This window comes from Nocardioides sp. 1609, from assembly GCF_004522105.1.
Taxonomy (GTDB): domain Bacteria; phylum Actinomycetota; class Actinomycetes; order Propionibacteriales; family Nocardioidaceae; genus Nocardioides.
Map to the genome: position 1 here is coordinate 505,509 of NZ_SPUJ01000004.1, position 21,242 is coordinate 526,750.

Genomic DNA, 21,242 nt, shown 5'->3' on the forward strand with positions numbered 1-21,242 from the left:
ACCGCGAGTCGAGACCTGGGTGGGGTGGGGTGGTCTTGACTCGGCTCGCTGGCGCTCGCCGGCTCGACCAGCGGGTGGCGGGCTCGACCGGTGGCGGGCTTGGCCGGCGGACCGTTGGTCGAGCCGCGGGGACGGAGTCACCGCGAGTCGAGACCGGTCTCGGGTGCTGTGGTCTCGACTCGGCTCGCTGGCGCTCGCCGGCTCGACCAACGAGGTCGGTCACCGGTCGCTGACGGTGGCGGCTCGACCAGCGAGGTGGTCACCGGTCGCAGACGGTGGCGGTTCGACTGGGGGAGGTCGGTCACGGCCGGTCGCGGAGCGCCTGCGAGAGGTCGTGGGCGGCGCGGAGCAGCAGCTCGCCCAGCTCGCGGCGGCGGGCCTCGCCGAAGCGTTGCTCGATGCCGGTCAGGCTCAGGGCCCACTGCGGCCGGCCGTCGCGGTCGAAGACGGCCGCGCCCATGCCCCAGCTGCCCTCGACGAGCAGGCCGGGGTTGACGGCGTACCCGGTCTCGCGGGTGGCGGCGACCCGGGCGCGGATCGCCCGGGCGGAGTGGGCGGGGCCGTGGTCGAGGGTCAGGTCGGTGCGGGCGAGGTAGTCGCGCGCCTCGGCGTCGGGGAGGTGCGCCAGGATCACCAGCCCGGCCGAGGCGACGCCGAGCGGGAACCGGATGCCCTCGTGCAGCACGTGCGAGCGGATCGGGAAGCTGCCGTCCTCGCGGACCAGGCAGATCGTCTCGTCGCCGCGCCGGGCCGAGAGGAAGGCGCTCTCGCCGGTCGCCACCGACAGTCGGCGGACGACGGGCCGGGCGAGCGCGGTGACGTCGTACCGGGCCCGGGCGGCGCCGCCGAGCAGGTACAGCTCGGGGCCGAGCAGCCAGCGCCCGGTGTCGGCGTCGCGGTCGAGCAGCCCCTCGGCCTGCAGCGACGTCAGCAGCCGGTGGACCGTCGGGCGCGCCAGCCCCGTCCCGCGGGCCAGCTCGGACGTCGTCGCGCCGTCCGGCTCGTGCGCGGCGACCTCGCGCAGGGTCGCCCCGACGCGGCCGACGACGCTGACGGGGGTGTCCACCAGGTGAACGCTAGCGTCCACCGAGGTTCGCTGGGTGACTGATCCCGGCCCCGGGGCCGGGCACGGTTGACGACGGCGCCCGGCTCCGGTGAGGTCGGGGCATGGACAAGGTGGTGAGCTCGGCGGCCGACGCGGTCGCCGACATCGGATCAGGATCGACGATCGCGGTCGGCGGCTTCGGGTTGTGCGGCGTCCCGGCGACCCTGATCGACGCGCTGCTCGCAGCCGGCGTCGGTGACCTCGAGGCGTTCTCCAACAACGCAGGCGTCGACGACAAGGGGCTCGGTCGGCTGCTCGCGGCCGGTCGGCTGCGGCGGATGGTGGCGTCCTACGTCGGGGAGAACAAGGAGTTCGCCCGGCAGTACCTCTCCGGCGAGCTCGAGGTCGAGCTGACCCCGCAGGGCACCCTCGCCGAGCGGATGCGCGCCGGTGGCAGCGGGATCGCGGCGTTCTTCACCGCCACCGGCGGCGGCACCCAGGTCGCCGAGGGCGGGCTGCCGTGGCGCTACGACTCCGAGGGCAACGTCACGGTCTCCTCGCCGCCCAAGGAGACCCGGATGTTCGACGTCGACGGCGAGCCGCGCGAGTTCGTGCTCGAGGAGGGCATCACCGCCGACTTCGGGCTGGTGCGCGCCTGGAAGGGCGACCGCCACGGCAACCTCGTCTACCGCCGGTCGGCGCGCAACTTCAACCCGCTCGCCGCCATGTGCGGCCGGGTCACCCTCGCCGAGGTCGAGCACCTCGTGGAGCCCGGTGAGCTCGACCCCGACGGCATCCACACGCCCGGCGTGTTCGTGCAGCGCGTCGTCGTGCTGACTCCCGAGCAGGCGGCCGACAAGCCGATCGAGAAGCGCACCGTGCGCACGCGGGAAGGTGCCTGACATGAGCTGGACACGCGAGGAGATGGCCGCCCGGGCCGCGGCCGAGCTGACCGACGGGTCCTACGTCAACCTCGGGATCGGGCTGCCGACGCTGGTGCCGAACTACGTCGCCGACGACGTCGAGCTGGTGCTGCAGTCCGAGAACGGCGTGCTCGGCACGGGCGCCTATCCGTGGGACGGCGAGGAGGACGCCGACCTCATCAACGCCGGCAAGGAGACCGTCACGCTGCGCGCGGGAGCGTCGTTCTTCGACTCCGCGACCAGCTTCGGGATGATCCGCGGCGGGAAGATCGACGCCGCGATCCTCGGTGCGATGCAGGTCAGCGCGGCCGGCGACATCGCCAACTGGATGATCCCCGGCAAGATGGTCAAGGGCATGGGCGGGGCGATGGACCTCGTCCACGGCGCGAAGCGGGTGATCGTGCTGATGGAGCACGTCGCCCGCGACGGCTCCTACAAGATCGTCGAGCAGTGCTCGCTGCCCTACACCGGCAAGCGGGTCGTGCAGCGGATCATCACCGACCTCGCCGTCGTCGACGTCACGCCCGACGGGCTGCTGCTCGTCGAGCTCGCCCCCGGCGTCACCGAGGACGAGGTCCGCGAGAAGACCGAGCCCGCGCTGCTCACCCCCTGACCCACGCTCCGCGTCGAGCGGGGCGGACCCGTCCGGGCCTCGTGGTGGGCGGCGCGGGCCCGGCGGGGCGGTCAGTCGCCGAGCGCGGTCAGCGCGGCGTACTCCTCGTCGGTCAGCTCGATGCCGGCGGCGGCCGTGTTGGACTCGAGGTGGTCGAGCGACGACGTGCCGGGGATCGGCAGCATCACCGGCGAGCGGCGCAGCAGCCAGGCCAGCGCGAGCTGCGACGGCGTCGCGTCGTGGTCCTTCGCGGCGGCACCGAGGACGCCGTCCTCGGCCGACAGCTCGCCGGTGGCGAGGGGGAACCACGGGATGAACCCGATGTCGTTGCGCTCGCAGAAGTCGAGCAGCTCCTGGGCGTCACGGTGGGCGAGGTTGTAGAGGTTCTGCACGGTGGCGATCGGCGCGATCGCCTGGGCCATCTCGAGCTGCTCGACCGAGACCTCGGACAGGCCGATGTGGCGGATCTTGCCCTCGTCGCGCAGCTTCACCAGCTCCCCGACCTGGTCGGCGAGGTCGACGGCCGGGTCGATCCGGTGCAGCTGGAACAGGTCGATCCGCTCGACGCCCAGGTTGCGCAGCGACATCTCGCACTGCTGGCGCAGGTACTCCGGTCGGCCGACCGGCGTCCAGATGCCCGGGCCCTGGCGGGTCAGCCCCGCCTTGGTGGCGATCACGACGTCGTCGGCGTACGGGTGCAGCGCCTCGTGGAGGAGCTGCTCGGCGACGACCGGGCCGTAGGAGTCGGCGGTGTCGAAGAACGTGACGCCCAGCTCGACCGCGCGGCGGAGCACGGCGACGGCGGTGTCGTGGTCCCTCGGCGGGCCCCAGACCCCGTCGCCCGGGAGCTGCATGGTGCCGTAGCCGAGTCGGACGACGGGCAGGTCGCCGCCGATCGCGTAGGTGCCGGACGGTGCTGCGGTGCTGTCACCGGTCGTGGGGTTGGCGCTCATGGGTTCACTGCTCGCTCTCGCTGAGGTCGCCGGCCCAGGCGGTGTGGAACGTGCCCGGCCGGTCGACGCGCTGGTAGGTGTGGGCCCCGAAGTTGTCGCGCAGGGCCTGGATCAGGGCCGCGGGCAGGCGCTCGCGGCGCAGCCCGTCGAAGTACGACAGTGACGACCCGAAGGCCGGCACCGGCACACCCGCCTGGGCGGCGGTGGCCACGACCTCGCGCCAGGCGTCGACGCCGACCCGGACGGCGTCGGCGAAGAACTGCGTGGTCAGCAGCGTGGTGAGGTCGGGCTCGTCGGCGTAGGCCTCGGTGATCCGGCCGAGGAACCGGGCCCGGATGATGCAGCCGTCGCGCCAGATCTTCGCGACCTGGCCGAGGTCGACGTCCCAGCCGTGCTCCTCGGCGCCGACGGCGATCTGGTCGAAGCCCTGGGCGTAGGCGACCACCTTGGAGGCGTACAGCGCCGCGCGCACCTGGTCGATGAACGTGTCGCGGTCGATCTCCACCCGCTGCTCGTCGGGGCTGGTGGAGAACACCTTGCGTGCGGCGGCCCGCTGGGCGGCGTGGCCCGAGAGGCTGCGGGCGAACGTCGCCTCCGCGATGCCGGTGATCGGGACGCCGAGGTCGAGGGCCGACTGGACGGTCCACCGGCCGGTGCCCTTCTGCTCGGCCGCGTCCTGGACGACGTCGACGAACGGCTGCCCGCCGGCGTCGGTGTGGCGCAGGACGTCGGCGGTCATCTGGATGAGGAACGACTCCAGCTCACCCTTGTTCCACTCCTCGAACACGCCGGCGATCTCGGCCGGCTCGAGACCCGCGACGGAGCGCAGCAGGTCGTAGGACTCGGCGATCAGCTGCATGTCGGCGTACTCGATGCCGTTGTGGACCATCTTCACGAAGTGGCCGGCGCCGCCCTCGCCGACGTGGGCGCAGCACGGCTCGCCGTCGACGTGGGCGGCGATCGACTCCATGATCGGCCCCAGCCGCTCGTAGGCCCGGTCGCTGCCGCCGACCATGATCGAGGGCCCGTTGAGCGCGCCCTCCTCGCCGCCGGAGACGCCGGTGCCGACGAAGTGCAGGCCGTGGGCCTCGAGCTGCTCGGTGCGGCGGACGGTGTCGGTGAAGTGGGCGTTGCCGCAGTCGACGACGATGTCGCCCTCCTCCAGCAGCGGCACGAGGTCGTCGATGACCGCGTCGGTGCCCTCGCCGGCCTTGACCATCACCAGCACGACCCGCGGCTTCTCGATGGCGGCGACGAACTCCTCGAGGCTCTCGGTGCCGATCAGGCGGCCGCCGCTCCCGGCGCCCTCGTCGCCGTGCTCCTCGAGCAGGCTGGTGGTGCGGGCCGTGGTCCGGTTGTGGACGGCGATGGCGTGGCCGTGCCGGGCGATGTTGCGGGCCAGGTTGCGTCCCATCACCGCCAGGCCGGTCAACCCGATGGTGGCGGACGGGGTGGTGGCGTTCGAGTTCATGGCTCCAGCCAACCTCGTCGGGCCAAAGTGCGTCGCGGCGTCTCAGCCCTTGCGGTCCCGCTTGATGCGCCGGCGCAGCTGCAGGATCCGCAGCGACCCGACCGCGCCGGCGACGACCATGCCGACGACGGTGGCGATCAACAGGGCGACCGCGAGCGGCAGGGAGCCGTCGAAGCCGAGGAACTCGATGTCGGTCGACTCGGTGTTCTGGGCGATGAAGACGATCAGCAGGATCAGCAGCACCGCCGCCGCGATCACCCCGGCCCAGGCGCCGCTGGTGCGGGAGCCGCGCAGCGGGTCCTGGTGGTCCCTGGTGGGTGTCGGTGCCGGCCCGGGCACGGTCTCCGGGCCGGGCGACCCGGCCGGGGGCGGCGGCGGGCCGCTCGGGCTGGTCGGGTCATGCGGCGCCGGGGTCTCGGTCATGGGGCCGAACCTAGCCCCGCCGGGGCGTCGTGCGGTCCACCCCGGAGGCCCGGTCTCCCCGGCCCGCGCCGGGCGGCGGACGTGGTCAGAAGACGTTGAACGGGCGGTACTGGACGGAGATGCGCGGACCGGCGTGCGCCACCTTCGGGACGGCGTGCTCCCACGTGCGCTGGCACGAGCCGCCCATCACGACCAGGTCGCCGTGGCCCATCTCGACCGCCAGCGTCGCCGCGCCGGCCGCGGCGGTGCCGGCGCGGGGGCGCAGGTGCAGCGTGCGCGGGTCGCCGAGGGAGACGATCGCGACCATCGTGTCGTGGGTGGACCCGCGGCCGATGGTGTCGCCGTGCCACGCGACGGAGTCGCGGCCGTCGCGGTAGTAGCAGCAGCCGGCGGTGCGGAACGGCTCGCCCAGCTCGCCGGCGTAGTGCGCCGAGAGGGCGTCGCGGGCCTCGGTGAGCAGGGGGTGGGGGAGCGGCTCGTCGATCATGTAGGTGTGCAGCAGACGGGGGACGTCGACGACCCGGTCGTACATCTGCCGGCGCTCGGCGCGCCACGGCACGTCGTGCACCAGCGTCTCGAACACCTCGTCCGGTGCCGGCACCCACGACCGCAGGACGTCGAGCCAGGCGCCCCCGCCGAGCGGACGGCGTTCGATGCGGGCGAAGTCGCCCACCCCGGACGCGGGTGCCTGGAAGAGGGTTCCCTGGAAGTCCATGCGCCTCAGCATAGACCGCGGGTCGAACAGGTGTTCGACCCTCCGCGGCGTGCCGCGAGCCGGTCACCGGGATCGGGGTCGCGTCGGGGGCATCCCGGTGGCGCCGAGGTTGCCCGACCGGTCAGGCTGGTGCCATGACGACCTCCACCCCCAGCCCGACGGCCGGCCGCGAGGTGGCCGCTCGCGTGGTCGGCCTCTCCAAGACCTACGGTCAGGGTGAGGCGGTCGTCCGGGCCCTCGACGACGTCACCCTCGACCTGTACGCCGGGGAGTTCACCGCCGTGATGGGTCCGAGCGGGTCCGGCAAGTCGACGTTGATGCACGTCTGCGCGGCCCTCGACAGCGCGACGTCCGGCGAGGTGCTGATCGGCGACCGGGAGATCGGCCGGCTCCACGACAAGGCCCTGACCCTGCTGCGCCGCGAGGAGATCGGCTTCGTGTTCCAGTCCTACAACCTGGTGCCGACGCTGAGCGCGGAGGAGAACATCGTGCTGCCGCTGGCCATCGCCGGCCGCAAGCCCGACCGCGCCTGGTTCGACTCCGTCGTCGCCACCGTCGGGCTCGGCGACCGTCTCGACCACAAGCCCAACCAGCTCTCCGGGGGCCAGCAGCAGCGGGTCGCGGTCGCGCGGGCGCTCGTCAGCCGGCCGCGGATCGTCTTCGCCGACGAGCCCACCGGCAACCTCGACTCCCGTTCGGGCGCCGAGGTGCTCGAGCTGCTGCGCGCCAGCGTCGACACCCACGGCCAGACCGTCGTGATGGTGACCCACGACCCCGTCGCGGCCGCCTACACCGACCGCGTCGTCTTCCTCGCCGACGGCAAGGTCGTCGACGAGCTGCGCCAGCCCGACCGCGACCAGGTGCTCGCGATCATGGCCCGGATGTCGGACGCCGGCCCCGGCGGCCCCGGATGATCCGCGCGGCTCTCAAGAGCCTGCTCGGGCGCAAGCTGCGCCTCGTGATGAGCACCTTCGCGATCGTGCTCGGCGTGGCGTTCGTGGTCGGCACCCTGATCTTCTCCGACACGCTGAACCGCAGCTTCACGTCGCTGTTCGCCTCGACCGTCGGCGACGTCGTCGTGCGGCCCGACGGCGGCGGCGACGCGCCCGGTGGGGTGCTGTCGACCCGCACCGTCCCCGGCGACCTCGTCGGGACGCTGGCGGCGGTCCCGGGGGCCGCGCGCGCCGACGGGATGGTGAACGCGCTCGGCGTCTACGTCGTCGACGACGAGGGCAAGCCGATCGGTGGGTTCGGGCCGCCGTCCCTCGGAGCCAACTGGTCCGACGCGCCCGCCGGCAACGGGCTCGAGGGTCTGCAGATCGCCGAGGGTCGCGCACCCGAGGGGCCCGACGAGGTCGTCCTCGACGCCGCCACCGCCGAGAAGTCCGGCTACGACGTCGGCGACACCGTCCCCCTCATCACCACCGACGAGACCGCCAACCTCGCACCGACACTGGTCGGGGTGGCCGACTTCGCCGAGGGCGGCTCGCTCAACGGCGCGACGTACGCGGCGTTCGAGACCGCGGAGGCGCAGCGGCTCTTCCACGAGGGCGAGGACGAGTACGAGTCGATCTGGGTCACCGCCGCCGACGGCGTCACCCAGGAGCAGCTGCTCGCCGACGTCGAGGCCACGCTGCCCGACGGCTACGAGGCCGTGACCGGCGACGAGGCCGCCGACGAGTCGGCGAGCGACCTGCTCGAGGCGATCTCGTTCCTCACCACCTTCCTGCTGATCTTCGCCGGGATCGCGCTGGTCGTGGGGTCCTTCATCATCGTCAACACCTTCTCGATCCTGGTCGCGCAGCGCAGCCGCGAGCTGGCCCTGCTGCGGGCGCTCGGCGCCTCGAAGAAGCAGGTGGTGCGCTCGGTCCAGCTCGAGGCGTTCGTGCTCGGCTTCCTCGGCGCCACCTTCGGCGTGCTGCTCGGCATCGTGCTCGCGATCGGGCTGCGGGCGCTGTTCGCGACCTTCGGGCTCGACCTGTCCGGGCAGCCGCTCGTCTACCGGCCGCGCTCGTTCGTCGCGGCGTACGCCGTCGGGATCGTCGTCACGATGGCGGCGGCCTACCTGCCGGCCCGGCGGACGTCGCGGATCGCGCCGGTGCAGGCGATGCGCGACGAGATCGCGCTCCCGGAGGAGTCGCTGCGCAACCGGTTCCGCTACGGGCTGCTGCTGGCGCTGGTCGGCGGCGGGCTGCTGGCGGTCGGGCTCACAGACGTCCTCGGCCTCGGGCGCGTCGGCTGGTTCGTCGGCGGGGGCGTGCTCGCCGTCCTGCTCGGCGTCACCGCGATGGCTCCGGTGCTCGCGGGGCCGTTCCTCCGAGCCGCCCGGGCGCTCTACGAGCGGCTGTTCGGCTCCATCGGCAACCTCGCCGGCCAGAACTCGCTGCGCAACCCGCGGCGCACCGCCGCGACCGCCTCGGCGCTGATGATCGGCCTCACCCTCGCCTGCACGATGGCGATCGTGGGCGACTCCGCCAAGGCGTCGGTCGACCGGACCATCGAGGAGAGCTTCACCGGCGACTTCGTGGTGAGCAGCATCTTCGGCGGTTCCTTCTCCGCCTCCATCGCCGAGCGGGTCGACGGCGTCGAGGGCGTCGACGCCGTCGTGCGTCAGCGCTCCGGCTTCGCCGAGGCCGACGGGGACTTCACCGTCGTCGTCGCCACCGACCCCGAGTCGCTCGAGCGGCTCGGCGTCACCTTCGTCGAGGGCGGCCCCGCGGACCTGACCACGGGCACGGTCCTGCTCGGCGACTCCTACGCCGCCGACCGCGGCCTCGCCGTCGGCGACGACTACGTGCTCGACGCCGCCGCCGGCACGGTGACGTGGACCGTGGCGGGCACGGTCGAGACCGGCGCCCTCCTCGCCGGTGGCGTCATCGTGTCGATCCCGACGTACGAGGCGGCGGGCTACCCGCCGGAGGACTCGATGCTGGTGGTGTACGCCGACGACGCGGCGTCCGGGCTCCAGGACCGCCTCGACGAGGTGCTGGCCGACCAGCCGATCGTGACCGCCAAGGACCAGGCGGCCTTCGCGGCCGAGCAGCGCGAGCCGATCGACCAGTTCGTGCTCATCATCTACGCGCTGCTCGGCCTGGCGCTGCTCATCGCCGTCCTGGGCATCGTGAACACGCTGGCCCTGTCGGTGATCGAGCGGACCCGCGAGGTCGGGCTGCTGCGGGCGATCGGCGTCACCCGGCCGCAGCTGCGGCTGATGATCACGCTGGAGTCGGTGGTGATCGCGGTGCTCGGCGCCGTGCTCGGCCTGGTGCTCGGGATCGGGTTCGGCGTGGCCCTCATGCGGGCGGTCCGCGACGAGGGGCTGGAGGTCATCAGCGTCCCGTTCGGGCAGCTCGGCGTCTTCCTGCTGCTGGCCGTCGTGGTGGGGGTGCTGGCCGCCGTCCTGCCGGCGCGGCGTGCCGCGCGCCTCGACGTCCTGGAGGCGATCTCGACGCAGTGAGTCCCCGCAAGTCGGCCATTCTGCTGACGGGGCGGTCGGCGTTGCCTACTGTGGCTCGCGTGGAGGACGTGCTGCTCAGGGACGGACGTGCGCTCAAGCACGTCGTCGTGCGCGAGTACGTCCGCGCCCTGGTCGGGAACAACGCCCCCGGGTCGCCGGCGCCGTCCGAGCGCGAGCTCGTGCACCGCTTCGGCGTCGCCCGGATGACGGTGCGCCAGGCCCTCGACGCGCTGGTCACCGAGGGGCTGCTCGAGCGGATCCCCGGGCGCGGGACCTTCGTCGCACGGCCGCGCCGCGAGGCCACCCGGATCATCGGCTACACCGAGGAGATGACCCGACGCGGCCTCCTGGCCGAGTCCCAGACGATGCTGGCCCGCCGCGAGCAGGCCGGCCCCGGCGTCGCCCGCGCGCTGTCGCTGACCGAGGGTGACGCCGTCATCCACTGGCGCCGGCTGCGCCGCGGCGACGGCTCCCCGGTGTGCATCGAGGACAACTACCTCAACGAGATCCTGCTGCCGGGCTTCCTGCAGACCGGCATGCCGACCAGCCTGTACGACGCGCTCGAGCGGCGCGGTCTGCGCCCGACCTGGGCCGAGGACTCCATCTCCGCCGACACCGCCGGCGACGAGGAGGCCGCCCTCCTCGAGATCGAGCCGGGCACGGTCGTGCTGCGGCACTCGCGCCGCGGCATGGTGGGCGAGAAGATCGTGAACGTGTCGCGCTCGGTCTACCGCGCCGACCGGTTCACGATGTGGATCCAGCTCGGCTCCGACTCCTAGCCCACCCGGCGCGCCGTCCCGCCAATCGCGCCGTCCCGCCCGTCGCGACGGCGCGCTCGTCAGCGCTCCGCGCCCAGGAACCCCAGGGCGGCCGCGACCTCGCCGGTCTCCTCGCAGACCCACACCGGGTCGGGTCCGCCGAGGTCGGGCTGGATGTAGAGCGAGTGCACCGGGCCGTCGGCGCAGGCGAGGCACAGCGGCCACCGCCCGGCGTTCTCGAACAGCGCGTCCTGGACGTCCTGGGCCACCAGCCCGGCGACGTACACGGTGCCCTCCGGCCACTGCTCGGCCCACCAGTGCCGGGCCGAGCAGGCGTCCTCCAGGGCCGACACGGCACTCGCCGTCGCCTGGTGCCGTGCCGAGAGGTCGGCCAGCACGCGGGCTCGGGCGTCGATCAGCAGGCGGTCGTCCACAGGTCCATTGTGCGGGCGTTTCAAGGGCCGGCCTCCGGGGGCACGTCCCGGGCCCACCCACGACCCGAAGGAGCACCCCATGAGCAGCCCCGAGATCACCGTCGAGGACTGGGCCGACCTCGAGCGCCTGCCGCGAGCGATGGACGACGTCGGCCAGCAGCTCGAGGACACCCTCGGCTACGCCGTGCGCTGGATGTGCCGCCGCGACGGCTTCGCCACCAGCCCGGTCTGCGTGCTGCAGCCGCTCGCCGAGGTGATGGACGTCGTCGCCGCCGCGTTCGCGGGCGCGGGACGTCGCTACCTCGACGACTGGCACCAGCTGCGCGACGACGTGGTCATGGCCGGCCGCGAGCTGCGGGCGAGCGACGACCGGGCGACCGCCCGCGCCGGCGTCGTGGACGACGCCGTGGCCGGTGCCGGCACGGGGGAGGTCGGTTGAGGTGGGCGACGACCCGCTGCTGCGCGAACCCGACCTGTCCCCGCCGCCCGAGGGCGACGACGAGCTGCGGCACGACCGCACCTTCGAGAGCTGGGACGCGAAGGTCGGTGGGCTCCGCGACCTGGCCAACCGTGGCATCGACGTCCTCGACGGCCTCGGTGCCGGCCTGCGCCGGCTGCCCGAGGGCAGCCTGCGCGAGCTGCTCGTCGAGCCGCTCACCGGCGATGCCGGCGCGATCCGGCAGAACGCCGAGGCCTGCCACACCGTGCGCGACGCGCTCGTCGTCCTGGCCGGCAACCAGGGTCGGCTGGTGCTGTGGGTCGACCCACGGTGGGGCGGCCGGGCCGGGCTCGCCTACGGTCTCGACCTCGGCGGGCGCGCGCTCGCCACCCGGGCGCTGGCCGAGCTGGTCGAGGCCGCGGCGCCCGTCCTCGACGAGGTGGCACTCACCTGCGAGCGGCTGACGGTCGAGGTGGAGGGGCTGGTGGTCGAGTGCGGCGAGGTGCTCGGCCGGCTCGTGCGGCGGTTGCTGTCGCGGGTCTCGGGCCCGCTCGGGTGGGGGTGCTTCGCGGTCGAGGTCGCCACCCAGGGGATGAGCGCGATCACCGACCTGGTCGACGACGCGACCCGGGTCCTCGAGATCGTCGAGACGCTGCTGACCATGCAGGACGACGTCCTCGCCTGGGCGCAGGAGCGGCGCGACCGGATCGAGACGCTGCTCGACCTCCCCGAGATGCTGCGCGCCATCGCCTAACGTCGGGTCCATGACGACGGTGCTGGAGGTCGCGGTGCGACAGGCCCGCGACGTGCCCGGCTGCGTCGAGGGTGGCGCCGACCGGCTCGCGCTCGACGTCGACGGCCGCTCGCCCGACGTCTCGACGGCCGCGGCCGTGGTGCGCGCCAGCGACCTCCCGGTCCGGGTGCTGCTCCGCCTCGACGAGACCTTCACCACCACCGGGGGTGACCTGGCCCGGCTGGCCGGCCTGGGTCGCGAGTACGTCGCGCTCGGCGCCGAGGGCGTCTGCTTCGGCTTCCTCGACGCCGACCTCGAGGTCGACGTCGAGACCACCCGCGCGCTCGCGGAGTCCCTGCCCGGGGTCGGGTGGACCTTCCACCGCGCCGTCGACGCCACCCTCGACCTGCGACGCTCGTGGCGCCGGCTGCTGGCGCTGCCCGGGCTGACCGCGGTCGCCAGCGGCGGCTCGCCGCAGGGGCTGGCCCACGGCTACGACGACCTGCTCGCCCTGGCCTCCGCCGACCCCGAGGTCGCCCGCCTGCTGATGCCGACCGGGGGGCTCGCGGCCGAGCAGGTGCCGTGGTTCGTGCGGGCCGGGGTCCGGCAGTTCCACGTGGGCCCCCAGGTCCGACCGGGCGGCTCCGACCGCGCCTACGTCGACGCCGGGCTGGTCCGCTCCTGGCGGCTGCTGCTCGACAGCGCGCCGGTCGCCGGGCGGGAGCGGAGCGGGTGACCGTGCTCATCGACCCGCCGACCGTCGAGGGCCACGGCCGGCTGTGGTCGCACCTGGTCAGCGACGTCTCCTACGACGAGCTGCACGCCTTCGCCCGCACGCTCGGCATCCCTGAGCGCGGCTTCGACCGCGACCACTACGACGTCCCGTCCGAGTGGTACGACGACGTGGTGGCCGCCGGTGCGCTGCCGGTGAGCTCGCGCGAGCTGGTCCGCCGGCTGATCGCCTCGGGCCTGCGGCGCCGCAAGGGCTAGGCCCGGCCGCTGAGCTCGGCGGCGACGTTGGCGCGGGCCCGCTGCTCCCACCGGTCGTGCGCGTACGCGGTGTGGAACAGCCGCGGCTTGGCGAGGAGGTCCTCCAGGACGCCCCGCCGCCCGGCGGTGAACGTCGCGTCGTCGAGGTGGCCGTACTCGGTGCGCACGGCGGCGACGTACGAGGCGTAGCGGGCGTCCGGGGCGGCCAGGATGCCGAGGTCGGCGTCGGAGAGCACGCAGCCGTTGCGGTCGCTGTCGTCGGGCCGGTGGGTCTCGGTCAAGCGGATCAGCCGGGTCACCTCGGCGACGGTCGCGTCGTCGACCAGGCCGGGCAGGGCGGCCTCGGCCCACGCGGCCGAGCGCTCCTCGGCGTCCCGCTCGCCGTCGTACACGCTGTCGTGGAACCACGCGGCGAGCCGCACCGGCGTCCGGTCGAAGCTCACCCCGGCCGCGGCCAGCTCCTCGACGCGGGCCAGGACCTCGGAGAGGTGGGTGGTGTCGTGGTAGCCGCGGGCCGGGTCGGCGTAGGCCGCGAGCAGCTCGTCGCGGACGTCGGCGCCGTCGGCCAGCGGCCAGGGGTGGCTGGGGTCTGCGGGATCGGCAGGTGGGGGCACCACCCCATTGAAACCCAGGACCCTGTCAGGCGGGTGGGCGCATCGCCCAGCGGATGGTGCCGGTCGCCGCCGTGCCGAGCGCGCGCACGGCGGTCCGCTCGGTGACCGGGAGCCAGGGGAGCCGCAGCTGCGGGCGGGTCCAGGCCGGCATCAGCCCCACCGCGGCGGCCACCAGCACGCCGTACGGCGCGCGGGCGAGCAGCGGCAGCGGCGGGTGCACCAGCACGTGGCGCACCGCCTCGCGGGCCTCGGGCGTGCCGCGCAGCTCGGGTCGGTACGACGCCAGCGCGTCGGCGAGCTCTGCCTCGGTCGCCGGGACGTCGTTCGCGCCGAGCCGCCGCGCGACCAGCCCCGCCTGGGCGACGTACTCGTCGCGCTCGGCCTGGTCGAGCGCGTGCTGGCCGTAGACGGTGTGGGCGCGCAGGAAGCTGTCGACCTCGGCGACGTGCACCCAGCGCAGCAGGTGCGGGTCGGAGGCGGCGTACGGCGCGCCGTCGGGCATCGTCCCGACGACCCGGCGGTGGATCGCCTTGACGATGTCGACGGAGCGTTGGGCGTCGTCCGCGGCGCCGAAGGTGGTGGTCGCCAGGAAGGTGCTGGTGCGGTGCAGCCGTCCCCACATGTCGCCGCGGTAGCCGGAGTGCTCCGCGACGGCCCGCATCGCGGCCGGGTGCAGGGTCTGCAGCAGCAGCGCCCGGATCCCGCCGACGAACATCGAGGCGTCACCGTGCACCACGGTGATCGGGCTGCTCGGCTCGAACCACCGCGGCCCCTCGGTGCCGTGGATCCGGTCCCGCTCGGCCGGGCCGTCCGGTCCCGCGACCCGCAGGAAGAGCGCCTCGCCGAGGCGTCCGCGCACGTCGCCGATCATGTCTCGATCACGAGGTCGACCCTACGCAGCGCCGGTGACCCGGAGGGGTGGCCGAGTCGGCGCGGAGGTCGAGCCAGGACGGGTCGAGTCGGCGTTCGTGTTGAGTCCGAACGCCGACTCGGCGTCAGGAGGCCCAGGAGCGGACCCAGACGGTGTGCTCGGAGTGGCCGAGGGCGGCCAGGACGGTGTCGGTGACGGGGCCGGCGACGTCGGTGGCGACGTAGCCCTGCTCGCCGCGGGTGGCGAGGTACTGGGCGGTGACGTTGAGTCCCTGCTCGGCCAGGCGAGCGTTGAGGCCGGCCAGGACGCCGGGGACGTTGACGTGCAGGAAGCCGACGCGCGACCCGGAGCCGAGGTGCGGGGCCAGGACGGCGGGCAGGTTGACCGACAGCTCGGTGCGGCCCTCGAGCGAGAACGCCGCGAGCTTGCCGGACACGAACCAGCCGATCTCCTCCTGCGCCTCCTGGGTGGACCCGCCGACGTGCGGGGTGAGGATGACGTTGTCGAGGCCGCGCAGCACCGACATGAACTCGTCGCCCTGCGCCTTCGGCTCGACCGGGAACACGTCGAGCGCAGCGCCGGCGATGTGACCGGAGAGGATGTGCTCGCGCAGCGCGACGTCGTCGACGACCATGCCGCGGGCGGCGTTGATGAAGAGCGAGCGCGGCTTCATCTTCTTGAACTGCTCGTCGCCGAAGAAGCCGGCGTTGCCCGGGCGGCCGTCGACGTGCAGCGAGACGACGTCGGCCTCGGCGAGCAGGTCGTCGAGGGTCGGCATCCGGCGGGCGTTGCCGTGCGCGAGCCGGTCGGCGGTGTCGAAGAAGACGACCCGCATGCCGAGCGCCTCGGCGAGGTTGGACAGCTGGGTGCCGATGTTGCCGTAGCCGACGATGCCGAGCGTGCGGCCGCGGACCTCGTGGCTGCCCTTGGCCGACTTGTCCCAGATCCCCTCGTGCATCCGCTGGGTCTTCTCCGACAGCCGGCGGCCGAGCGCGATGATCTCGCCGATCACGAGCTCGACGACGCTGCGCGTGTTGGAGTACGGCGCGTTGAAGACCGCCACGCCGCGGTCCGCGGCGGCGGCGAGGTCGACCTGGTTGGTGCCGATGCAGAAGCAGCCGACGGCGAGCAGGTCGGTGCCGGCGTCCAGCGCACGCGGCGTGATCGTGGTGTTGGAGCGGATGCCGAGCAGGTGGACGCCGGGCAGCGCCGCCACCAGCTCGTCCTCGCTCATCGCGGCCGAGCGGAGCTCGACGTCGAAGCCGCGACGTTCGAGGGTCTCGACGGCGACCGGGTGGATGTTCTCGAGCAGGAGGGCCTTCACGTGCCACCAGCCTACGGCGGCGCCGAGGGGGCCCGAACGGGCCATGGCATCGGCGAGACGCCGGCCTAGCGTCGACAGATGGACTCCTCCCGCCCGGCCCGCACCGTCCCTGCCGTCTCCGCCCTCACCCTGGCCGCCATCGTCGTGGCGCTGCTGGTCGCGGTCGGCTCGACGTCGTACGCCGTCGGGGTCGCCCGCAACAGCGTCGGCACCGCCCAGCTCAAGCGCGCGGCGGTGACCGCGGTGAAGCTCGGGCAGGGCGCGGTGACCGCCCCGAAGCTGCGCGGCGACGCCGTCACGGGGGCCAAGGTCCGCAACGGGTCGCTCGGCCCCGCCGACCTCGCGCCCGGGACGCTGGCCCCGCGGCCGGTCGTCGCCGACGGCTCGATCCCGGCCGGCGTCGCCGATCGCGAGATCGGACGCGTGAACGGGATCTCCTACGTGATGAACTGCTCGTTCCGCGGCGGTAGCGGCGCGACCGCCGTGCTGGCGATCCACGCCACGACCTTCACGAACACGGTGACGGGCGGCACCTCGACCGCCGTGAAGGACGGCGGCGCCACCGAGGTCACCCAGACGCTCTCGACCGGGGGTGAGGCCTACGCCGTCAACTACCTCATCACCAGCACCGACTCCGCGGCCACCGGCACCGGGCACGGCCGTCTCGACGGTCTCGTCCGGCAGGCCGGCCAGCCGATGTCGTCGGTCGAGGCGTCGGTCAGCGCGGTCGGTGGGTCCTCGCGCTCGTGCGGCTACCGGCTGTTCGTCGTCCCTGCCGCCTGACGGGCCGCGGGTAGGACCACGCCGGGGTGGGTAGGCGTCGCCCTCATGGGATGGAACTGCACGATCGCCGTCGTCCACGACGCCAGCCTCGCCGACCTCGTGCCACTGGGCTGGACGCCGACCACGGAGAGCGTCGCCTGGGACGAGGCCACCGGGAGCGGCTTCGAGGGCATCGCCGGGTGGGAGCGCGACGGTGACGTGATCCTGGCCAGCGGCGGCCCGGACCTGGTCGACGCCGTGGAGCGGCTCGGCCGCGTCGGCCCGGTCCACCTCGGCCTCTTCATGTCGGTGACCGACGTCCACGTCTGGGAGACCGCCGGCCCGGTCGGCCGTCGGACCTGGTCGTGGACCGTGGACGGGCCGGCGGTCGACGAGGGTGCGCCCCACCCGGCCGAGGCGGGCATCGAGCGGCTCGACGAGGACACCCTGTTCGACCTCCTCGCCGCCGGGGGGCTGGCCTACGACGAGCGGCTCGAGGAGGCGACGTTCGTCGTCCTCGAGACCGGGCTGCCCGACCCGGGCGCCGTCGCGGGTCCGCCCGCACGCCGCCGGAAGAAGCGGTTCGGCCTCTTCTGACGGGTGCGGGCGGCGGGCTCAGTCGCCCTTGACGTTCACGACCTGGCGCAGCGTGTGCCGGACCTCGACGAGGTCGGCCGCGTCGGCCATCACCTGGTCGATGTCCTTGTACGCCGCCGGGATCTCGTCGACGAAGGCGTCGGTGTCGCGGTACTCGATGCCGGCCATCGCCTCGCGCAGCTGCTCGCGCGAGAACGTCTTGCGGGCAGCCGTCCGCGAGTACGCACGACCGGCGCCGTGCGGGGCCGAGTCGAGCGACATCCGGTTGCCGCGACCCACCACGACGTAGGACGCCGTGCCCATCGAGCCCGGGACCAGGCCGGGCACGCCCGCGGCGGCGTGGATCGCGCCCTTGCGTGAGAGCCACACGTCCTTGCCGAAGTGCCGCTCCTGCTCGGTGTAGTTGTGGTGGCAGTTGATCTCCTCGACCCGCTGCACGTCGTCCACCCCGAGCCAGTCGGCGAAGCACGCCACGACCCGGTCCATCATCTCCTCGCGGTTGAGCAGTGCGTACTGCTGCGCCCACCGCATCTCGCGGACGTAGGCCGAGAACTCCGGTGTGCCCTCCACCAGGTAGGCGAGGTCGCGGTGCGGCAGCTCGATCCACCACCGCGCGCACAGGTCGCGGGCGACCTGGATGTGCCGCTGGGCGATCTTGTTGCCGACCCCGCGCGACCCGGAGTGCAGGAACAGCCAGACGCGAGCCTCCTCGTCGACGGTCACCTCGATGAAGTGGTTGCCGCTCCCGAGCGTCCCGAGCTGCAGCTCCCACCGCCCGGCGTACGACGCGGGGTCGAAGCCGGCCCGGTCGGCCCCGGCCCGCAGCACGTCGAGCCGCTCGCGGGTGTGCTCGCGGCTCACGCCCTGGTTGGCGGCACCGGCCGACAGCGGGACGGCGCGCTCGACGGCCTCGCGCAGCGGGCGCCGGTCGGCGGGCAGGTCGTCGAGCGTGCACGACGTCCGGACGGCGATCATGCCGCAGCCGATGTCGACGCCGACGGCGGCCGGGATGATCGCGCCGAGGGTCGGGATCACCGAGCCGACGGTCGCCCCCAGCCCCAGGTGGGCGTCCGGCATCAGCGCCAGGTGGGGGTGGATGAACGGCATCGTCGCCGTCATCACCGCCTGCGCGCGGGTCTTGTCCTCGAGGATCGAAGCCCAGCTGACGAGCTTCGCGCTGATCCGCTCCATGGTCCTTCCCTGGTTGCTGCCCTCCCCGGCGGGGGCTGACCGCCCAGGCTAGGGACGCCGAAACCGGTTGCACGACCCGTTACCCAGGTGATCCTCGGTCCGCCGGCGCAACCTTTCGGCCCGGCAGCGCGTCTCTCCGGTCGTGAAGACCTATGGTCCCGGCGTGACCACCACCCGCCGCCTGCTCGCCGTCGTCGCCGCTGCAGCGCTCAGCCTGACCCTCGCCCCGGACGCCGGCGCGGCCCCGTCGCGCGCCTCGTCCGTCGCCCCGGCGGCCGCCCTGCCCGACCCGGCCGACCCGACCGATCTCGCGGACGTCGGCGAGTGGGGGGTCGTCGCGCTCGGCGACGGCCGGTTCGCGGTGTCGTGGACCTCGCCCGACGTCCTCCCGCTGAACTCCGACCGTCCCACGATCGGCGGTGCGGGCCTGACGTTCGGGCCGACGACCACGGCCGCCGACGGCCGCACGGTGCAGGCGGTCGTCACCGCCGAGGCCGCGCCCGACCCCGCCGACCTGGACGTCGTCCTGTCCGGCGACCGGCTCGACGAGGCCGGCTCCGACCCGGCCGGTCCGGCGTCCGGCAGGGCGACCCCCGCGCCGCGCACCACGCCGCTCGACGCGGCCGACCCGGGGGCCGCCGGCCCGTTCGCCACGGTCAGCAGCGACTACCGGCTGCCCGGAGTGAAGGTCCCGGGGATGCCGCGGCCGATCGAGATGGTCGGTCACGTCGTCGAGCCGACGGCGGCCGCGGCGACCGGTCCGCGCCCGCTGGTGCTCTTCCTGCACGGCCGGCACGGCGTCTGCTACGACCCGGACGACGACGACGCCTACGCCGAGCGGTGGCCGTGCCGCGGCCGGTTCGAGGAGATCCCGAGCCACCTCGGCTACGTCTACGTCCAGCAGCTGCTCGCCTCCCAGGGCTACACCACCGTCTCGGTGCGGGTGAACGGCATCAACGCCCAGGACGGCTCCCTCGACGACGGCGGCGCCGACGCCCGCGCGCGGATCGTCCGGGAGCACCTCGACCACTGGACGACGCTCGCGGCCGCCCACCAGGTCGACCTCGACCAGGTCGTCCTCGTCGGTCACAGCCGCGGCGGGGAGGGCGTCGACCGCGCCTCGATCGAGATCCCGCTCTCGGCGCCGTACCGGATCGCCGGACAGGTGCTCATCGCGCCGACCGACTTCGCGTCCCACACCGCGCCGTACGTGCCGACCGCGACCGTGCTGCCCTACTGCGACGGCGACGTGTTCGACATCCAGGGCCAGAAGTTCACCGACACCGCCCGCGACCTCGCGACCGACGACACCTCGCTGAAGAGCTCGCTGCTGGTGATGGGCGCCAACCACAACTTCTTCAACACCGAGTGGACGCCCGGCACCGCCGCCGCCCCCGCCAACGACGACTGGGGCGGCGACGCCACCGAGCCCTGCGGACGACGGGCGCCCGACCGGCTCTCGGCGCGCGAGCAGCGAGACGTCGGCAAGGCCTACGTCGCGGGCGCCGTCCACCTGTTCACCGGCGACGACGCCTACCTGCCCCTCTTCGACGGGTCGGCCGTCTCGGTGCCGTCGACCGGGGACGCCGACGTCCGCAGCCACGCCCTGGGCGGCGGCCGCGACGTGCGGCGCCCCGGGATCGAGGCCAGCCCGACCCTGGCCGGCGGCGGCGCGGAGACCCGGATCTGCACCGGGCGCGTCTCGGACGAGACCGGCCCGGTCGCCGACTGCGGCGCCGGCATCCGCAACCGGGTCACGCCGCACTGGTCCTCGGCCTACGAGGCCGTCCCGACCCGTGGCTTCCTCGAGCTCGCCTGGTCCCGCGCCGGCGCGGTCGGCGGCCTGCGCTTCGACCGACCGCTCGACCTGAGCGCCGACCGGCTCGAGCTGCGCACCATCGTCGACCCGCGGCGCGGCCCGGTCGACCTGCAGGTCCGGCTCACCGACGGCGCGGGCGGCACCGTCACCCTCGACCCGGACGGCGGCCGGCGGCTCACCCCGCTCCTGGACGCCGGCTTCGCGACCAAGCTGTGGGCCCAGGCCCTGCTCGTGGACGCCGCCGGCGCCACCGGGATCGACCTCGCCGACGTCCGCTCCGTCGAGCTGGTCGGGCGCTCCGCCCGCGGCCGGGTGTGGGTCGCCGACCTCGCGGCCGCACCCGCCGCACTGGCCCCGGTGCCCGCGACGCGGGCCCCGCAGGTCAGCCTCGGCAAGGTGACGATCGACGAGGGGGACCCGCCGGGCAGGCGGCCCGTCCGCCGGATCGCCCGGGTCCCGTTCACGATCACCGGTGACGTCACGGCCCCGGCCCGGATGGCCGTGGTCACCGCCGGCGAGACGCGGGGCAGCCGGCAGCGGTTCGCCGTCGACATCGCCCCGGGTCAGACCTCGGGCACGATCCCGGTGCCGTACGTCGTCGACGACGTCCACGGCGCCGGCGGCCCGGTGCAGGTCACGGCCTGGCCGACGCGCAACCTCGCCACCGACGTCTACCAGGGCCGGCTCACCGTCCGCGAGGACGACCCGGAGCCGAAGGTCCGCGTGCGTCTGACCCGATCGGTCCGCGAGGGGTCCTCGATCGTGATGACCGTCCGGCTCTCCGCGCCGCTCGGCTACGACCTCTACCCGAACATGTCGTTCGGACGTGGGCCCGGACCGCACCTCAGCGGCTCCGACGTGCCGGCCGCCTGGCTGAGCCGGGTCACCGGCGGCGCGACGTGCACGAAGGCGCTCCACCTCTGCGGGATCGGCCTCAACGTGCGGCTTCGCGCCGGGCAGGACGAGGCCCGGATCGTGATCCCGGTCCGAGCCGACGGCCGCCGCGAGGGCGTCGAGCGGCTGACGATCCGCTACGCCGACGGGCTGCACCGGCCGCGCAAGGCCACCGTCGTCGTCCGCGACCGCTGACCGGGGACTGGACGGCTCACG

At 74.0% G+C, this 21,242-nt stretch carries 22 protein-coding genes; 12 read left to right on the plus strand and 10 right to left on the minus strand.

What is annotated here, in order from left to right:
- Positions 1-301: 301 nt before the first annotated feature.
- A complete protein-coding gene (locus E4623_RS12760) occupies positions 302-1,066 on the minus strand; it encodes an IclR family transcriptional regulator (RefSeq protein ID WP_134766892.1) in 765 nt (254 codons plus the stop codon).
- Positions 1,067-1,167: 101 nt separating this feature from the next.
- On the opposite strand from E4623_RS12760, the gene E4623_RS12765 reads away from it, so the two are divergent.
- Positions 1,168-1,947 carry a CoA transferase subunit A gene (locus E4623_RS12765; protein WP_134766893.1) on the plus strand — a complete coding sequence of 260 codons (780 nt, stop codon included), beginning with the start codon at positions 1,168-1,170 and terminating at the stop codon, positions 1,945-1,947.
- 1 nt (position 1,948) lies between these two features.
- Complete coding sequence (locus E4623_RS12770; protein ID WP_134766894.1) at positions 1,949-2,581, plus strand: 3-oxoacid CoA-transferase subunit B; 633 nt, start codon at positions 1,949-1,951, stop codon at positions 2,579-2,581.
- A gap of 71 nt (positions 2,582-2,652) precedes the next feature.
- On the opposite strand, the gene E4623_RS12775 is transcribed toward E4623_RS12770, so the two are convergent.
- The 4 genes from E4623_RS12775 to E4623_RS12790 form a co-directional block, all read right to left on the minus strand.
- Positions 2,653-3,534 (minus strand): aldo/keto reductase, encoded by an 882-nt coding sequence (locus E4623_RS12775; protein ID WP_134766895.1) that lies wholly within the window; start codon positions 3,532-3,534, stop codon positions 2,653-2,655.
- A 4-nt stretch (positions 3,535-3,538) separates the two neighbouring features.
- Complete coding sequence (gene gndA, locus E4623_RS12780) at positions 3,539-5,005, minus strand: NADP-dependent phosphogluconate dehydrogenase (RefSeq protein ID WP_134766896.1); 1,467 nt, start codon at positions 5,003-5,005, stop codon at positions 3,539-3,541.
- A gap of 42 nt (positions 5,006-5,047) precedes the next feature.
- Complete coding sequence (locus E4623_RS12785) at positions 5,048-5,428, minus strand: lipopolysaccharide assembly protein LapA domain-containing protein (RefSeq protein WP_134766897.1); 381 nt, start codon at positions 5,426-5,428, stop codon at positions 5,048-5,050.
- A gap of 85 nt (positions 5,429-5,513) precedes the next feature.
- Positions 5,514-6,143: an alpha-ketoglutarate-dependent dioxygenase AlkB gene (locus E4623_RS12790; RefSeq protein WP_134766898.1), complete on the minus strand. Its 630-nt coding sequence runs from the start codon at positions 6,141-6,143 to the stop codon at positions 5,514-5,516.
- A 134-nt stretch (positions 6,144-6,277) separates the two neighbouring features.
- Between E4623_RS12790 and E4623_RS12795 the strand changes: the two genes are divergently transcribed.
- Genes E4623_RS12795 through E4623_RS12805 form a run of 3 tightly spaced genes read left to right on the plus strand, consistent with a single transcriptional unit; the run spans position 6,278 to position 10,379 of the window.
- Complete coding sequence (locus tag E4623_RS12795) at positions 6,278-7,057, plus strand: ABC transporter ATP-binding protein (RefSeq protein ID WP_134766899.1); 780 nt, start codon at positions 6,278-6,280, stop codon at positions 7,055-7,057.
- A complete protein-coding gene (locus E4623_RS12800; RefSeq protein ID WP_134766900.1) occupies positions 7,054-9,600 on the plus strand; it encodes an FtsX-like permease family protein in 2,547 nt (848 codons plus the stop codon). Before E4623_RS12795 ends, E4623_RS12800 begins: the two co-directional genes overlap by 4 nt.
- A 59-nt stretch (positions 9,601-9,659) precedes the next feature.
- The gene (locus E4623_RS12805) at positions 9,660-10,379 is read left to right on the plus strand and encodes a GntR family transcriptional regulator (protein WP_134766901.1); all 720 of its coding nucleotides are present in this window, start codon (positions 9,660-9,662) and stop codon (positions 10,377-10,379) included.
- 59 nt (positions 10,380-10,438) lie between these two features.
- Here E4623_RS12805 and E4623_RS12810 read toward each other — a convergent pair whose 3' ends face one another.
- Positions 10,439-10,792 (minus strand): hypothetical protein, encoded by a 354-nt coding sequence (locus tag E4623_RS12810; RefSeq protein ID WP_134766902.1) that lies wholly within the window; start codon positions 10,790-10,792, stop codon positions 10,439-10,441.
- A 79-nt stretch (positions 10,793-10,871) separates the two neighbouring features.
- On the opposite strand from E4623_RS12810, the gene E4623_RS12815 reads away from it, so the two are divergent.
- From E4623_RS12815 to E4623_RS12830, 4 genes are read left to right on the plus strand one after another with little or no spacing between them, the layout of a single operon-like run.
- Positions 10,872-11,231 carry a hypothetical protein gene (locus E4623_RS12815; protein ID WP_134766903.1) on the plus strand — a complete coding sequence of 120 codons (360 nt, stop codon included), beginning with the start codon at positions 10,872-10,874 and terminating at the stop codon, positions 11,229-11,231.
- Between the two features lies 1 nt (position 11,232).
- Positions 11,233-11,985: a hypothetical protein gene (locus E4623_RS12820; RefSeq protein ID WP_134766904.1), complete on the plus strand. Its 753-nt coding sequence runs from the start codon at positions 11,233-11,235 to the stop codon at positions 11,983-11,985.
- 10 nt (positions 11,986-11,995) lie between these two features.
- A complete protein-coding gene (locus E4623_RS12825; protein WP_134766905.1) occupies positions 11,996-12,700 on the plus strand; it encodes a copper homeostasis protein CutC in 705 nt (234 codons plus the stop codon).
- Complete coding sequence (locus E4623_RS12830; protein ID WP_134766906.1) at positions 12,697-12,954, plus strand: DUF4031 domain-containing protein; 258 nt, start codon at positions 12,697-12,699, stop codon at positions 12,952-12,954. Before E4623_RS12825 ends, E4623_RS12830 begins: the two co-directional genes overlap by 4 nt.
- Here the strand turns inward: E4623_RS12830 and E4623_RS12835 are convergent.
- The 3 genes from E4623_RS12835 to serA all read right to left on the minus strand — a co-directional run bounded on the left by E4623_RS12835 (position 12,951) and on the right by serA (position 15,763).
- The gene (locus tag E4623_RS12835) at positions 12,951-13,568 is read right to left on the minus strand and encodes a hypothetical protein (protein ID WP_167736602.1); all 618 of its coding nucleotides are present in this window, start codon (positions 13,566-13,568) and stop codon (positions 12,951-12,953) included. The two genes, E4623_RS12830 and E4623_RS12835, sit on opposite strands and share 4 nt — an antisense overlap.
- Positions 13,569-13,593: 25 nt before the next feature.
- Positions 13,594-14,427 (minus strand): oxygenase MpaB family protein, encoded by an 834-nt coding sequence (locus tag E4623_RS12840; protein ID WP_245155056.1) that lies wholly within the window; start codon positions 14,425-14,427, stop codon positions 13,594-13,596.
- A 136-nt stretch (positions 14,428-14,563) separates the two neighbouring features.
- Positions 14,564-15,763, minus strand: coding sequence for a phosphoglycerate dehydrogenase (serA, locus tag E4623_RS12845; protein WP_134766908.1), 1,200 nt, complete (start codon positions 15,761-15,763; stop codon positions 14,564-14,566).
- A 78-nt stretch (positions 15,764-15,841) separates the two neighbouring features.
- Here serA and E4623_RS12850 point away from each other — a divergent pair, with 78 nt between their 5' ends.
- Together E4623_RS12850 and E4623_RS12855 are read left to right on the plus strand one after the other, a co-directional pair.
- Positions 15,842-16,546 (plus strand): hypothetical protein, encoded by a 705-nt coding sequence (locus E4623_RS12850; RefSeq protein ID WP_134766909.1) that lies wholly within the window; start codon positions 15,842-15,844, stop codon positions 16,544-16,546.
- A gap of 45 nt (positions 16,547-16,591) precedes the next feature.
- Positions 16,592-17,122: a hypothetical protein gene (locus tag E4623_RS12855; protein ID WP_134766910.1), complete on the plus strand. Its 531-nt coding sequence runs from the start codon at positions 16,592-16,594 to the stop codon at positions 17,120-17,122.
- Positions 17,123-17,140: 18 nt separating this feature from the next.
- On the opposite strand, the gene E4623_RS12860 is transcribed toward E4623_RS12855, so the two are convergent.
- Positions 17,141-18,313 carry an RtcB family protein gene (locus E4623_RS12860; protein WP_134766911.1) on the minus strand — a complete coding sequence of 391 codons (1,173 nt, stop codon included), beginning with the start codon at positions 18,311-18,313 and terminating at the stop codon, positions 17,141-17,143.
- Positions 18,314-18,476: 163 nt separating this feature from the next.
- Between E4623_RS12860 and E4623_RS12865 the strand changes: the two genes are divergently transcribed.
- Positions 18,477-21,221: a hypothetical protein gene (locus tag E4623_RS12865; protein WP_134766912.1), complete on the plus strand. Its 2,745-nt coding sequence runs from the start codon at positions 18,477-18,479 to the stop codon at positions 21,219-21,221.
- Positions 21,222-21,242: the final 21 nt, after the last annotated feature.

Bases quoted from the DNA above. Each gene is read 5' to 3' on its own strand.
- E4623_RS12765 (WP_134766893.1), top strand. From the start codon at position 1,168: ATGGACAAGGTGGTGAGCTCGGCGGCCGACGCGGTCGCCGACATCGGA.
- E4623_RS12770 (WP_134766894.1), top strand. From the start codon at position 1,949: ATGAGCTGGACACGCGAGGAGATGGCCGCCCGGGCCGCGGCCGAGCTG.
- E4623_RS12775 (WP_134766895.1), bottom strand. From the start codon at position 3,534: ATGAGCGCCAACCCCACGACCGGTGACAGCACCGCAGCACCGTCCGGC.
- gndA (WP_134766896.1), bottom strand. From the start codon at position 5,005: ATGAACTCGAACGCCACCACCCCGTCCGCCACCATCGGGTTGACCGGC.
- E4623_RS12785 (WP_134766897.1), bottom strand. From the start codon at position 5,428: ATGACCGAGACCCCGGCGCCGCATGACCCGACCAGCCCGAGCGGCCCG.
- E4623_RS12790 (WP_134766898.1), bottom strand. From the start codon at position 6,143: ATGGACTTCCAGGGAACCCTCTTCCAGGCACCCGCGTCCGGGGTGGGC.
- E4623_RS12795 (WP_134766899.1), top strand. From the start codon at position 6,278: ATGACGACCTCCACCCCCAGCCCGACGGCCGGCCGCGAGGTGGCCGCT.
- E4623_RS12800 (WP_134766900.1), top strand. From the start codon at position 7,054: ATGATCCGCGCGGCTCTCAAGAGCCTGCTCGGGCGCAAGCTGCGCCTC.
- E4623_RS12815 (WP_134766903.1), top strand. From the start codon at position 10,872: ATGAGCAGCCCCGAGATCACCGTCGAGGACTGGGCCGACCTCGAGCGC.
- E4623_RS12825 (WP_134766905.1), top strand. From the start codon at position 11,996: ATGACGACGGTGCTGGAGGTCGCGGTGCGACAGGCCCGCGACGTGCCC.
- E4623_RS12850 (WP_134766909.1), top strand. From the start codon at position 15,842: ATGGACTCCTCCCGCCCGGCCCGCACCGTCCCTGCCGTCTCCGCCCTC.
- E4623_RS12855 (WP_134766910.1), top strand. From the start codon at position 16,592: ATGGGATGGAACTGCACGATCGCCGTCGTCCACGACGCCAGCCTCGCC.
- E4623_RS12860 (WP_134766911.1), bottom strand. From the start codon at position 18,313: ATGGAGCGGATCAGCGCGAAGCTCGTCAGCTGGGCTTCGATCCTCGAG.